The 13,254-nt window shown below is 64.6% G+C and carries 11 protein-coding genes and 1 tRNA gene; all 12 read left to right on the top strand.

The window, feature by feature from the left end; translation table 11 throughout:
* Positions 1 to 65 precede the first annotated feature (65 nt).
* On the top strand, positions 66 to 2,792 hold the full coding sequence (pepN, locus tag ACF8O7_RS19835; RefSeq protein ID WP_392444066.1) for an aminopeptidase N: 2,727 nt from the start codon (positions 66 to 68) through the stop codon (positions 2,790 to 2,792).
* A gap of 198 nt (positions 2,793 to 2,990) precedes the next feature.
* The gene (locus ACF8O7_RS19830) at positions 2,991 to 3,998 is read left to right on the top strand and encodes a class 1 fructose-bisphosphatase (RefSeq protein WP_012205101.1); all 1,008 of its coding nucleotides are present in this window, start codon (positions 2,991 to 2,993) and stop codon (positions 3,996 to 3,998) included.
* A 26-nt stretch (positions 3,999 to 4,024) separates the two neighbouring features.
* Positions 4,025 to 4,100 (top strand) — tRNA-Thr (locus ACF8O7_RS19825).
* Between the two features lie 751 nt (positions 4,101 to 4,851).
* Positions 4,852 to 5,538, top strand: coding sequence for an adenylyl-sulfate kinase (gene cysC, locus ACF8O7_RS19820; RefSeq protein ID WP_016450619.1), 687 nt, complete (start codon positions 4,852 to 4,854; stop codon positions 5,536 to 5,538).
* Positions 5,535 to 6,170 (top strand): aspartyl/asparaginyl beta-hydroxylase domain-containing protein, encoded by a 636-nt coding sequence (locus ACF8O7_RS19815; RefSeq protein WP_047219767.1) that lies wholly within the window; start codon positions 5,535 to 5,537, stop codon positions 6,168 to 6,170. The genes cysC and ACF8O7_RS19815 overlap by 4 nt, the downstream gene beginning before the upstream one ends.
* On the top strand, positions 6,163 to 7,344 hold the full coding sequence (locus ACF8O7_RS19810; RefSeq protein ID WP_034364005.1) for a hypothetical protein: 1,182 nt from the start codon (positions 6,163 to 6,165) through the stop codon (positions 7,342 to 7,344). The genes ACF8O7_RS19815 and ACF8O7_RS19810 overlap by 8 nt, the downstream gene beginning before the upstream one ends.
* Positions 7,334 to 7,831, top strand: coding sequence for a GNAT family N-acetyltransferase (locus tag ACF8O7_RS19805; RefSeq protein ID WP_047219766.1), 498 nt, complete (start codon positions 7,334 to 7,336; stop codon positions 7,829 to 7,831). Before ACF8O7_RS19810 ends, ACF8O7_RS19805 begins: the two co-directional genes overlap by 11 nt.
* Before the next feature lie 57 nt (positions 7,832 to 7,888).
* Entirely contained in the window at positions 7,889 to 8,410 is a 522-nt protein-coding gene (locus tag ACF8O7_RS19800; RefSeq protein WP_034364006.1) for a phage tail protein, read from the top strand.
* Between the two features lie 22 nt (positions 8,411 to 8,432).
* A complete protein-coding gene (locus tag ACF8O7_RS19795) occupies positions 8,433 to 8,960 on the top strand; it encodes a phage tail protein (protein WP_047219765.1) in 528 nt (175 codons plus the stop codon).
* A gap of 9 nt (positions 8,961 to 8,969) precedes the next feature.
* Positions 8,970 to 9,497, top strand: a complete 528-nt coding sequence (locus tag ACF8O7_RS19790) for a phage tail protein (RefSeq protein ID WP_034364007.1) — start codon at positions 8,970 to 8,972, stop codon at positions 9,495 to 9,497.
* 13 nt (positions 9,498 to 9,510) lie between these two features.
* Positions 9,511 to 10,368, top strand: a complete 858-nt coding sequence (locus tag ACF8O7_RS19785) for a sulfotransferase (RefSeq protein WP_034364027.1) — start codon at positions 9,511 to 9,513, stop codon at positions 10,366 to 10,368.
* Positions 10,365 to 13,254, top strand: a 2,890-nt coding sequence (locus ACF8O7_RS19780; protein WP_158528224.1) for a DUF4347 domain-containing protein, incomplete at its 3' end; no start/stop codon positions are given. The genes ACF8O7_RS19785 and ACF8O7_RS19780, both read left to right, overlap by 4 nt.

Genomic DNA, 13,254 nt, shown 5'->3' with positions numbered 1-13,254 from the left:
GGGCGGCACCCGCCGCACAGGGGCTTGGACTCTGTCCCCTGATATTGGCATAGGAAGGAATCTGTATGCTGCAACTGCGTGACGGGCAGGCCCCTGCCACCGCCATCCACCGCGCCGACTACCAGGCTCCTGCCTGGTGGATCGACACCGTGGACCTGACCTTCGATCTCGATCCGGCCAAGACCCGCGTGCTCAACAAGATGCGCGTGCGCCGCAACACCGAGGTGCCGGCGCAGCCGCTGCGCCTGGACGGCGATGAACTGAACCTTGCGCGCGTGCTGGTCAACGGCGGCGGCACCTCGTTCAAGATGGACGGCGACCAGCTCGTGCTGGAGAACCTGCCCGAGGGCGGCGACCCCGTCGATCTGGAAATCTTCACCACCTGCGCGCCCGCCAAGAACACCAAGCTCATGGGCCTGTATGTGAGCCAGGGCACGTTCTTCACCCAGTGCGAGGCCGAGGGTTTCCGCCGCATCACCTATTTCCTGGACCGTCCCGACGTGATGGCCATGTATACCGTGACGCTGCGCGCCGACAAGACCGCGTACCCGGTGCTGCTGTCCAACGGCAACCTGGTCGAGCAAGGCGCGCTGGAAGACGGCCGCCACTTCGCCAAGTGGGCCGATCCGCACCGCAAGCCCAGCTACCTGTTCGCCCTGGTGGCCGGCAACCTGGTTGCGCGCGAGCAAAAGATCAAGAGCCGCGCGGGCCGCGACCACCTGCTGCAGGTCTTCGTGCGCCCCGGCGACCTGGAGAAGACCGAGCACGCCATGAACTCCCTCATGGCCAGCGTGGCCTGGGACGAGGCCCGCTTCGGCCTGTCGCTGGACCTGGACCGCTTCATGATCGTCGCCACCAGCGACTTCAACATGGGCGCCATGGAGAACAAGGGCCTGAACGTCTTCAATACCAAGTACGTCCTGGCCAGCCAGTCCACGGCCACCGACACCGACTACGCCAACATCGAGTCCGTCGTCGGCCACGAGTACTTCCACAACTGGACCGGCAACCGCGTCACCTGCCGCGACTGGTTCCAGCTGTCGCTCAAGGAAGGCCTGACCGTCTTCCGCGACCAGGAATTCAGCATGGACATGGCGGGCAGCCCCTCGGCGCGCGCCGTCAAGCGCATCGAGGACGTGCGCGTGCTGCGCACCGCCCAGTTCCCCGAGGATGCAGGCCCCATGGCCCACCCGGTGCGGCCCGACAGCTACATCGAGATCAACAACTTCTACACCGTCACCATCTACGAAAAAGGTGCCGAGGTCGTGCGCATGCAGCACAACCTGGTGGGCCGCGAAGGCTTCGCCAAGGGCATGAAGCTGTATTTCGAGCGCCATGACGGCCACGCAGTGACCTGCGACGACTTCGCCCAGGCCATGGCCGACGCCAACCCCGACAGCGAACTGGCCCGGCGCCTGGACCAGTTCAAGCGCTGGTACAGCCAGGCCGGCACGCCCCAGCTGCGCGCCGAAGGCAGCTATGACGCCGCCGCCCGCACCTACACGCTGACCCTGAGCCAAAGCTGCGCGCCCACGCCCGGCCAGGCCGAGAAGCTGCCCTTCGTCATCCCCGTGCAGATGGGCCTGCTGGGCCAGGACGGCCGCGCGCTGACCCTGCGCCTGCAGGGCGAAGATGCGCAGGCAGCCGGCGACAGCCGCCTGCTGGTGCTGTCCGAACCCAGCCACAGCTTCGTCTTCACCGACGTGGACCAGGAGCCCGTGCCCTCGCTGCTGCGCGGCTTCAGCGCCCCCGTGGTGCTGCAGCACAGCGACAGCGATGCCGCCTTGCTGACCCTGCTGGCCCATGACAGGGATGCCTTCAACCGCTGGGAAGCCGGCCAGCGCCTGGGCCTGCGCATCGCGCTGCAGGCCATTGGCGACACCTCCATCACGGCAGACGCCAGCGGCCAGATCGCTGCTGCCCTGCTGCCGGCCTCCTTCGTCGAGGCCATGCGCGGCGTGCTGCGCCATCCGCAGCTGGATGCGGCCTTCAAGGAACTGATGCTGACCCTGCCCGGCGAAAGCTACATTGCCGAGCAGCTGGCCGTGGTCGATCCGCAGCGCGTGCACGCCGTGCGCGAAGCCATGCGCCAGCAACTGGCCACCGAACTGCAGGCCGACTGGCAGCAGGCATGGCAGGAGCACAGCGACACCGGCGCCTACCGCCCCGACCCCGTCAGCTCCGGCCGCCGCGCCCTGTCCGGCATGGCACTGTCCATGCTGTGCCTGGCCGCGCGCGCCTCGGGCGACACGGTCTGGCCCGGCAAGGCGCTGCAGCGCTTCAAGGACGCAGGCAACATGACCGACCGCATGAGCGCCCTGACGGCACTGGTGCAAAGCGGCCACCCGCTGGCCGCCCAGGCCCTGGCACGTTTCCACAAGCTGTTCCAGCACGATGCACTGGTCCTGGACAAGTGGTTCGCGCTGCAGGGCGGCGCCTGCGACCGTGGCGGCAACGTGCTGCCGGCCGTCAAGCAGCTGATGAAGCACCCCGACTTCCAGATCAAGAACCCCAACCGCGCGCGCAGCCTGATCTTCAGCTACTGCAGCGCCAATCCCGGCGCCTTCCACCGCGCCGACGCGGCGGGCTACGTGTTCTGGAGCGAGCGCGTCATCGAGCTGGACGCCATCAACCCCCAGGTCGCCGCCCGCCTGGCGCGTGCCCTGGACCGCTGGAGCAAGCTGGCCGAGCCCTACCGCACGGCTGCACGTGAAGCCATCGCCCGCGTGGCGGCTCGCGCCGAACTCAGCAACGACGTGCGTGAAGTCGTCACGCGCGCCCTCGCGGATTGACGAGCCACCCCCTGAGTCGCTTCGCGCCTTCCCCCTTGCAGGGGGACGACACCCTCGGTGCGAGGCGGCTCTTCCTCGGTGTCCCCGGCTTGAGCAGCGCCGGTTTTATGCTGCAAGCCAGGAATCACTGAAATGCTGTTCATCAGCAGATGCATACGCCATGCCGCATCTGCTCCCGGATTTTTAGGAGTTGAACCCATGAAGAAAAACGTCAGCCTGACCCGCTACCTGGTCGAGCAGCAACGCGTGGACGGCCTCATCCCCGGCCAGCTGCGCCTGCTGCTGGAAGTCGTGGCACGCGCCTGCAAGCGCATCAGCCAATCCGTCAACAAGGGCGCCATCGGCGACGTGCTGGGCACGGCCGGCAGCGAGAACGTGCAGGGCGAAGTCCAGAAGAAGCTGGACATCATCGCCAACGAGGTGCTGATCGAGGCCAACGAATGGGGCGGCCACCTGGCGGCCATGGCCTCCGAGGAAATGGAAGGCATCTACCTGGTGCCCAACCGCTACCCGCACGGCGAGTACCTGCTGATGTTCGATCCGCTGGACGGCTCGTCCAACATCGACGTCAACGTCTCCATCGGCACCATCTTCAGCGTGCTCAAGAAGCCCGAAGGCCACCCCGGCGTGACCGAGCAGGACTTCATGCAGCCCGGCACCCAGCAGGTCGCCGCCGGCTACTGCATCTACGGCCCGCAGACCACCCTGGTGCTGACCGTGGGCGACGGCGTCTCCATGTTCACGCTGGACCGCGAGCAAGGCTCCTTCGTGCTGGTGCAGGAAAACATCCGCATCCCCGAGGACACCAAGGAATTCGCCATCAACATGTCCAACATGCGCCACTGGGACACCCCCGTCAAGCGCTACGTGGACGAATGCCTGGCCGGCGTGGAAGGCCCGCGCGGCAAGGACTTCAACATGCGCTGGATCGCCTCCATGGTGGCCGACGTGCACCGCATCATGACCCGCGGCGGCATCTTCATGTACCCCTGGGACCGCCGCGAGCCCAACAAGCCCGGCAAGCTGCGCCTGATGTATGAAGCCAACCCCATGGCCTGGCTGGTCGAGCAGGCCGGCGGCGCCGCCACCAACGGCAAGCAGCGCATCCTCGACATCCAGCCCACGCAGCTGCACGAACGTGTGAGCGTCATCCTCGGCTCGAAGAACGAAGTCGAAAAAGTGACGCAATACCATTCCGAGGCATGAATTTGCCGTTATAATTTTTTTCTGTCGCCGGTGTAGCTCAGTTGGTAGAGCAGCTCATTCGTAATGAGAAGGTCGAGGGTTCGATTCCTTTCTCCGGCACCAAACAGGAAGCCCCTGGTTCGCAAGAGCCAGGGGCTTTTTTCATGCTGCCGCGGGCATACCCCCCTGCGTCCTGCCGGTAGGAGCGCTGCCAGCCCTCTGTCGCGCAACGGCTCGCAGGCAGGGCCGGCCTCTGCCATTGCTTCGGGTCGCAGCCGGGACCCGTCATTTGCCGCCTGCGCCGCCTGCAGCCCGTTCGGGCGAAATACACGCAGCGGTCCTGCTTCCAACCTCCATCACACGTGACCTGCCGGCGCCGGACGGAAAAAGGGCTGCGGGCCCGTGCACGCGCAGGAACGCTCGGCAGCCGATATGAACTTGATGCCGGCAACGGAGCGTCCCATACAAATACCTATTTCCAGTGATATACCACTTTCCGTGCGTCTCCTATGATCGCGGCTTCCTCTCATTTCAGCGATATTCATTGGAGCAAATGGTATTAATGAAAATGAAAAATCATTTCAACAAGAATCTCATTTGCGAGAATAGTCGATAAACGTTTTCAGGAAAAGCTATTGAAAACACCTTCTTGAGACAAATAAATAGCCAACAACCATCGCCAATGGCTATTGACACTCCCCACTCCCCTGACAGGACGCTACGACACGTATTTCCCAGGGGAGACGGATGCGTTCGCATTGCGAAGCAGCGAATGGTGCCGTCAGTAATTTTTCTTGAAATTTCTTAACAATTCGTAGATATTCGCCCTGTCCGATTGACCCGTCTTTCGTTTTCCCGCTTTCCCATCCAAGCCATGCCATTTTCCGGCCATACCCCACCGCCCGACGTACATGCACAACCGTTTTGCATTACAAGGCAAGACAGGGAAAATCTGCATGGACACAGGGCATGCGCCATATGGCTCACCGGTCTTTCCGGATCTGGCAAATCGACAATCGCGAATGCGCTGCAGGCCCGCCTGCATGCCGCCGGCAGACGCACCTATGTGCTTGATGGCGACAACATCCGCCAGGGCCTGAACCGCGATCTGGGCTTCTCCAACGAAGACCGTGCAGAGAACATCCGCAGGGTTTCAGAGGTCGCACGGCTGTTCGTGGATGCGGGAACCATCGTGATCGCCGCCTTCATCTCCCCTTTCCGGGCCGAGCGCGATGCTGCACGGGCCTTGTTCGACAAGGGCGACTTCTTCGAGATCTTCGTGGATGTCCCCCTGTCCGTCGCCGAGCAGCGCGACCCCAAGGGCCTGTACAGGAAAGCGCGCCGCGGCGAGCTGCGCCAGTTCACCGGCATCGACTCTCCTTACGAGGCCCCCCCGGCTCCGGACCTGGCCTTGGCCACGCACCAGCTCAGCATCGCTGCCTGCGTCTCGCGCATACAGGCGCTGCTGCAGATGGAGCAGGCGGCCGAACCAGGCCCGGCAGCATGTGGCGTGGTGCCGCTGGTGAACTCACCCCTGCCGCTGGCCAAGGCACTGCAATGAATGCCAGGGCCATTCCGTCTTGCACACCTGCCGACGCATGCGCCGACGCACCCTTGTTTGCCCGGCTGGAGGCCGAGGTACGGCTGCAGGGACTGCGGGACGAGGTCGATGCGCTGCTGTCCTCACACTGGTGTGACCATGTGAACCACCGCGGCTACGAAGGTGCATGGCGCGTGGTGCCGCTGCGCTGCCAGCGCCAGCATGTGGCGGCCCACCCCCTTCTTCAGAGCTTCTCCATCGAGGCGCCTGACGAAGAATGGGACGATCTGCCCTCGCTGCAGCACAGCCCGGCGATGCGCGAGGTGCTGGACCAGTTGCAATGCCCGCTGCGCTCCGTGCGCCTGATGCAGCTGAAGGCCTGCTCATCCATCAAGCCCCATCGCGACCATGGCTTGAGCCTGGAGCATGGCCAGGCGCGACTGCACGTGCCCGTCTACACACACCCCGATGTGCGATTCATCGTGGAAGGCCTGGAGATCCCCATGGCCCCAGGAGAGCTCTGGTACTTCAATGCCGACGCCACGCATGAAGTGCTGAACCAGAGCACGCAGGACCGCACCCATCTGGTCATCGACTGCATTGCCAACGCCTGGCTGGCCGACCGCATCGGCAAGGGGCAGGCCTATGCATGAGCTGCAGGTCGCTTTTGCCGCACTGATCGCAAGCCCGTCGCAGCAGGCCTTGTTTGAGCGGGCTGGAAGTGTGGAATCGGTGCTCGCCCAGTTGCGGCTGCTGTGGCGTCTTCACGGCTGGGGCGATGCCCGGCTCATCCAGACTCTGGAGCAGTTGAGCAAGGAGGCTGCCGTGCCAGCCACCGCGCTGCTGGCCGGTGGCTGGCTTCCACACAGGTATGAGGCACGCACGCGCAGCATCCAGTGGTGCCTGCCGGACGGTCCTGCCACCGAGCCGTTCCATGACGAGTACATCAGCCGCTGCCTGCAGCGCAGGCTGCTGAATCAGTTCATCCGGCCACGCACGCCGCTGGCCGAGCTGTGCGCAGCCAGCGCTCCCAGGCGCTGGGGCCATCGGCCTGCCGGCTTCATCTTCCACCTCTCGCGCTGCGGCTCCACCCTGGTCTCGGGCAGCCTTTCCGAGCTGGACAGCACGCTGGTTCTGTCGGAGCCGCCGGTGTTCACCGAGTTGCTGCTGGACACCTCGCTGGACCGTGCGCAAAAGCGCGAGGGCATTGCCGGTCTGGTGTCGGCAATCACCGTCGCCGTGCCTGGGCGCCATGACCTTGTGGTCAAGTGGAATGCCTGGGACATCTTCCAGTGGGAGCTACTGCAGGACCTCTACCCCGAGGTGCCCAGCCTGATGCTGGTGCGCGATCCTGTGGAGATCCTGGCCTCGCACCACAGGCAGGCCGGCCGGCACATGTCAGGCGACCCGTCGCTGGCTGGCGCCAGTCCGGTGTTCTGTTGCGGCAGGAGCAGCCAACCCTTTGTCTCTATGCTCGACCATCGCATGCGCGTGCTGCAGGCACTGATGGAGCAGATGCGGGGCCTGCACGAAAGCCAGGGCGTTCCTGTGCTGCACTACAGCCAGCTGGGTGCCGGGGCCATGGAGCAGATAGCCCGGCGCTTCGGCCTTCATGCGAGCGAGGCCGCACGCCAGCGCATCGCCGTGCGCCTCAGCCAGCATGCCAAGGCGCTGGACCAACGCTTCTCGCCTGATGGGCAGGACAAGGCAGCCGTCTTTGGCGCAAGCGATCGCCAGGATATCGAAGCGCGCCTGGGCCCGCTGCACGCACAGCTGCTGCAGTGCGCACAACCCCTGATGGATGCGGAGGCCCTGCATGCTGCTTGAAGCGCTGCGCCCCCCCGGCCTGTTCACCCGTCCCGCTGAACCCGAAGACCGCAACTTCCAGCGCGCACTGTTTCTCTCCGCGCGCCCGCACCTGCAATCCCTGCCACTGCCCGGGGCCGCCCTCGCCCAGCTGCTGGACCAGCAGTACGACTTCCAGCAGGCCGACTACCAGCGCCGCTTTGCCGGCGCACCCCGCCTCATCGTGCAGGAAAGGGGCGTGCCCATAGGCGCACTGACGGTGCATGACAACGGAGCGGACCTGCACATCGTGGACATCGTGATCACGCCTGCCGTACGCGGACAAGGATACGGCGCGGCTCTGCTGCGCTGGGTGCAAGGCAGTGCCGCCGTGCTGGGCCGCCGGGTCACGCTGAGCGTCGATGCAGCCAACCACGGCGCGCAAAGGCTGTACGCCCGGCTGGGCTTCGCGTCATCGGGCATCGATGCCGTTCAACTGGGCATGGCCTGGCATCCGCCTGCCGCCTGAACACCTTCATACCCCTCCTGCACCCCCACAAAGCGATAACAGAAAGGCAACGCTTCCATGGAAAACTTCATTGGAGAAATCCGCTTGTATCCCTATGGCTGGCCTCCCAAGGGATGGGCGATGTGCGCCGGACAGATTCTGGCCATCAACCAGAACCAGGCACTGTTCTCGCTGCTGGGTACGCAATTCGGCGGAAACGGCAGCACTACCTTCGCGCTTCCCGATCTTCGTGGCCGGGTCGCACGGCACACGGGCGGCGGCTTGCAGCAAGGCTTGCCCGGTGGCGTGGAAAGCGTCACCTTGGTCGCCAACAATCTTCCCCAGCACACCCACTTCGTCATGGCAAGCACGGACAGCGGGGATGCGCCCGCGTTCAGCAACAACAGCATGGCCACGGCCACGCTCGTGGCCACCAGCGCCCCCACCAATTTCTATGCACCAGGCACCGCTGGCCAGCAGCCGATCGCGCCGGCCAGCGTCTCCAACACCGGCGGCAATCAGCCGCACGAGAACTGCCAACCCTCGCTGGTGCTGACACCGTGCATCGCGCTGACCGGCATCTACCCTTCGCGCAACTGACACGCGCCCACAGGAATACGCAATGGACTATTACCTTGGAGAGATCCGCCTGTTCGCAGGCAGTTTTGCACCCGCAGGCTGGCACCTGTGCGATGGCGCGACGCTCAACATCTCTGAATACGACGCCCTGTACTCGCTGCTGGGAACGATCTACGGAGGAGACGGGCAAACCACCTTCAAGCTGCCGGACCTTCGATCCCGCGTGCCCGTGGGGCAGGGAGCAGGCCCGGGGCTGACCAGTCGCGCCGTGGGTCAGCAGTTCGGAGTGGCACAGGTCTCGCTCACGACAAACCAGATCCCCACCCATTCCCACGGTCTTGTCGCCAGCACCTCCCTGGCTACCGCAGCACAGGCCACAGGGCTGGTGCCTGCACAAAACGGGTCCGATCTCTTCTATGCGCCACAGCCGGTGGCAGGGGCCAACCCACAGACCATGGCACCCGCATCGGTCACGGTCGCAGGCAACAGCCAACCGCACGACAACATCATGCCCAGCATGGCGATGAATTACATCATTGCGCTCTACGGCATCTACCCCTCCAGGAACTAGGACAGCACAATGGACGCTTTCATCGGCGAAATTCGCCAATTTCCGTTCAACTTCGCCCCCAAGAACTGGGCGCTGTGCAATGGCCAGTTGCTGGCCATCCAGTCCAACCCCGCATTGTTTTCCATCATCGGAACCTTCTATGGCGGCAACGGAACCACAACCTTCGGCCTGCCCAATCTGATAGGCCATGTCGTCACCGGAGCCGACCCGCAGCAGTCCTGGAACATCGGCTCCACGGAAGGCACTGATTCCGTCACGCTGCTGACCACTGAAATGCCCCAGCACAACCATTTGCTGACCGGGCTGAACAATCCAGGCACCCAGGCAGCGCCTGACAGCACGTCCTACCTGACGTTCGACGGTCGGGGGGGTACTGGGGTCGTGCGGTACATGCGAACCAACGGCACGCCCAGCGCCGCCATGGCTCCCAACATGCTGACTCCGGCCGGAGGCAACACCGCGCATGAGAATCGCCAGCCCTTTCTCGTGCTGAACTTCTGCATTGCGTTGCAAGGCGTCTTCCCCTCACGTAACTGACGTGCCGCAGCCCATGCCACGCACACTGCATTTCATCTCTGGCCTGCCGCGCTCGGGCTCCACGCTGCTCGCGGGCATCCTGCGGCAGAACCCGCGCTTTCACGCCGCGATGAGCAGTCCCGTGGCGGGGCTGGTCAACGGCGCCCTCGAGCAGATGGGCGCCGGCAGCGAATCCCACGCCTTCTTCGACGAGGCCCGGCGCAAGGCCATCTGCCGGGCCATCGTCGATGCCTACTATGCCGGCCAGCAGCAGCCCGTCCTCTTCGACACCAACCGCCAGTGGACGGCACGCATGCACCAGCTCGTGGAACTGGTGCCCGACTTCAGGATGGTGTGCTGCGTGCGCAATCCGGCATGGGTCATGGACAGCTTCGAGACCATCTACCGCAGGAACCCCTTCGACTACAGCCGCATGTTCAACGCGGCCTCGCGCCAGACGGTGTACAGCCGCTGCGAGTCGCTCATCCATGTGGCCGGTGCCGTGGGCAGCGCATGGACCGCGCTCAAGGAAGCCTACTACGGCGAGTTTTCCGAGCGCCTGCTGATCGTGGACTACGACCTGCTCACCCAGCACCCCCGGCGCACGGTGGAACTCATCTACCAATTTCTCGGCGAAGAGGCCTTCGCCCACGACTTCAATGCCGTCGAGTACTCCGAAAGCGAGTTCGACCTGCAACTGGGCGTCAAGGGCCTGCACGACGTGCGCCGGAAGGTGGCCTTCAAGCCGCGCCGCAGCATCCTGCCGCCCGACCTGTTTGCCAGGTACCAGGCCATGGACTTCTGGCAGGACACCACCGGCACCTCGGCCCACATCATCGCCAGCAAGAGAGCGTCCGCGACGGACACCGAAACACAGAGAGGAACACCATGATAGGCACCACATTCCTTGGCGGCTTCTCCGCCGCACTGCTTCCGCTGGGCCTGCTGGGTTCCGCAGGCCCGGCAGCGGGCTCGTACCTGCGCTCGTACCTGAGATCGCCCCAGGACTATGGCGAGCAGACCGCCCTGCCCCTGTCCCGCAGTGCCGCGCCGGCGCGCGACCTGCGGCCTCGCCCCCCGGGAGAGCTGGAGATCGTCGTGGCGTCGCCCGTCAGCGAACTGGTGATCGTGGACTCTGCCGTGCAGGACCGGGCCGTGCTGCAGCGTGCGCTCAAGCCCGGCGTGCAGATGGTGGAGATCGATGCCTCGCGCCCCGGCCTGCCCCAGTTGGTCCAGGCCCTGGCTTCGTTCAAAAATCTGTCAGCCATCCACGTGGTCTCGCATGCCGAGGCCGGCGTGCTGCTGCTGGGCAGCAGCCGCATCACGGCCGAAAGCGTCAAGGGCGAGATCGAATCGCTGGCCGCACTGCGCAATGCCGTGCGTCCCGGCGGTGACCTGCTGTTCTACGGCTGCGATCTCGCAGCCACGCCCGAAGGCGAGCAACTGCTGGACATCGTGCAGCATGCAACGCAGCTGGACGTGGCGGCGTCCAGCAATGCCACAGGCAACCTGGCCCAGGGTGGAGATTGGCAGCTGGAGGTGCGGCGCGGCCACGTCGATACACAGCTGGCGTTTTCGGACAAGGCTCTGGCTGATTTCTCGGGCGTGCTGCTGGCCAGTGACGGACCAAAGTCTTTCTCCAGCTTCAGCGTCAACAGCCTCGATCTAGTCCAGACGGATTTTCGCGTCTCCGCCTGGGACAGCACACATACACAACTGGGACTGCAAATATATTCAGCTGCGCCCTTCGCCGCCTACATCCAGAACGGAGGGACTGCGACCGGCACCTACTTCTATCTCAGAGCGGACGATATCAACACCACAAAGTTCGAGCTGACGGGCCTGTCAGCCGGTGAATATGGTGCCGTCAGCCAGTTCACCAACGTGCGTATCGTGGGGATGCTGGCATCCGGTGGCACGGTCACGTCCAGCACCATCAACGGCAGCGCCACGCCAGGAGAAGCGTTCACCTTCACGGCAACCCAGCTTGCCGATTTCAGTGGCAAGAAACTCAAAGGCTTCAAGCTCTATGTGGATTGCGGCGGGGACGGTGGCGCCTGCCCGGCAAACAAGTTCGCCGACTTCGAATTCCGCGGCTTCACGATCGCAGGGGCGCAGAACTCGCCACGCATCTCCATTGACCACATAAGCCTGACAGGAGCCACGGGAACAGGCGGAGCGTTCAAGATAGGTGACACCGTCACGGCACGCTGGAACAACACTGCCAGCGGAGACTACAACGCCACACCGATCACAGGCGTCAACTTCGATTTGTCCCAGTTCGGTGGCGGCGCTTCGGTGGCGGCTCTCAATTCTGCAGGCATCTGGACAGCGACCCATTTGCTGTCGGCTGGCGCCATCGATGCCACGAATCGCAACGTATCCGTCACGGCAAGCAACAGCAATGGTCCCGCAACAACGGCAGGCACGAACAATGCCACGGTAGACACCATTGCTCCTGTCGTCACCCCTGGCAACATCGCCCTGTCGGGAGCGTCCGGCGTGGGCGGCGCCTTCAAGGCCGGTGACACCGTGACCGCCCAGTGGAACAACACTGCTGCGGGCGACAACAACACTGACACCATCAGTGCAGTGTCCATCAACCTGTCCGCCTTCAACGGCCCGGTGGCCATACCGGCCACCAACGCCGCCGGGATCTGGACAGCCACCCACCCGCTCCAGGCTGGCGTTGCAGGAAACAACCTCAATGCGAGCATCAGCGCCGCGGATAACGCCGGCAACATCACCACCACGGCAAGCACCGCCAACGCCACCGTGGACACCCTGATCCCCACCGTCAGCAGCATCGCCGTCAGCGGCTCGCCAGCCCCGGGCGATGCCAGCGTGGCGTTCACGGCAACCTTCAATAAGCCAGTCACCAACATCTCCACCGACGACTTCACCCTGATCGGTACGGGCACGGCTTCAGGCACCATATCCAGTGTCTCGGCCAGCACGGGCAGCTCCGTCAACGTCAACGTTTCGGGCATCACGGGCACCGGCACCATCAAGATCAACCTGAACGGCAGCACCAACATCGCCGACAGCGTGGGCAACGGGCCGCCTGCGTCCTTCAACAGCGGCGGGACTCACACGGTCGCCGTTCCGGTGGCCCCCGGTGCTCCCACGGGTGCCACGGCCACGGCCGGCAATGCCCAGGCCTCCATCACATTCGCTGCCCCGGCCAGCAACGGCGGTTCGGCCATCTCCACCTATAACGCAGTGGCCAGCGGGGGCGGAGGCCAGACCGGATACTGCACGGGGCCGACAGCCTGCACCATCACCGTGCCCGGCCTGACCAATGGCATCAGCTACAGCTTCAACGTCACGGCCACCAACGGCGCCGGCCTGACCAGCGCAGCAGCCACGACCAATACCGTCATCCCCAAGGGCACGCAGACCATTACCTTCGCCAATCCCGGCGCCCAGAACTTCGGCACCACGCCGACACTGGCGGCCAGCTCCAGCGCAGGGGCCAGCTATCCGGTGACCTTCGCCTCGTCCACCATGGGCGTGTGTACCGTCACTCCGACAGGCGCACTGACCTTCGTGACCGCAGGCACCTGCACCGTTGCAGCCGACCAGGCCGGCGATGCCGCCATCGGCGCCGCACCCCAGGTCGCGCAGAGCTTTGTCGTGAACGCCGTCGCCCCCGGTACGCCCACCATCGGCACGGCCACGGCCGGCAATGCCCAGGCCACGGTGAGCTTTACCGCGCCCGCCTTCACGGGGGGTGCAGCCGTCACCTACACCGCCACATCCAACCCGGGGGGCATCA

Origin of the sequence: Delftia sp. WSY_16 (genome assembly GCF_043104415.1) — a bacterium.
Lineage (GTDB): Bacteria > Pseudomonadota > Gammaproteobacteria > Burkholderiales > Burkholderiaceae_C > Comamonas > Comamonas tsuruhatensis.
This window is presented reverse-complemented; position numbering and strand designations above follow the sequence as displayed.

Coding starts and splice junctions, on each gene's coding strand:
- pepN (WP_392444066.1), top strand. CDS start 66: ATGCTGCAACTGCGTGACGGGCAGGCCCCTGCCACCGCCATCCACCGC.
- ACF8O7_RS19830 (WP_012205101.1), top strand. CDS start 2,991: ATGAAGAAAAACGTCAGCCTGACCCGCTACCTGGTCGAGCAGCAACGC.
- cysC (WP_016450619.1), top strand. CDS start 4,852: ATGCCATTTTCCGGCCATACCCCACCGCCCGACGTACATGCACAACCG.
- ACF8O7_RS19815 (WP_047219767.1), top strand. CDS start 5,535: ATGAATGCCAGGGCCATTCCGTCTTGCACACCTGCCGACGCATGCGCC.
- ACF8O7_RS19810 (WP_034364005.1), top strand. CDS start 6,163: ATGCATGAGCTGCAGGTCGCTTTTGCCGCACTGATCGCAAGCCCGTCG.
- ACF8O7_RS19805 (WP_047219766.1), top strand. CDS start 7,334: ATGCTGCTTGAAGCGCTGCGCCCCCCCGGCCTGTTCACCCGTCCCGCT.
- ACF8O7_RS19800 (WP_034364006.1), top strand. CDS start 7,889: ATGGAAAACTTCATTGGAGAAATCCGCTTGTATCCCTATGGCTGGCCT.
- ACF8O7_RS19795 (WP_047219765.1), top strand. CDS start 8,433: ATGGACTATTACCTTGGAGAGATCCGCCTGTTCGCAGGCAGTTTTGCA.
- ACF8O7_RS19790 (WP_034364007.1), top strand. CDS start 8,970: ATGGACGCTTTCATCGGCGAAATTCGCCAATTTCCGTTCAACTTCGCC.
- ACF8O7_RS19785 (WP_034364027.1), top strand. CDS start 9,511: ATGCCACGCACACTGCATTTCATCTCTGGCCTGCCGCGCTCGGGCTCC.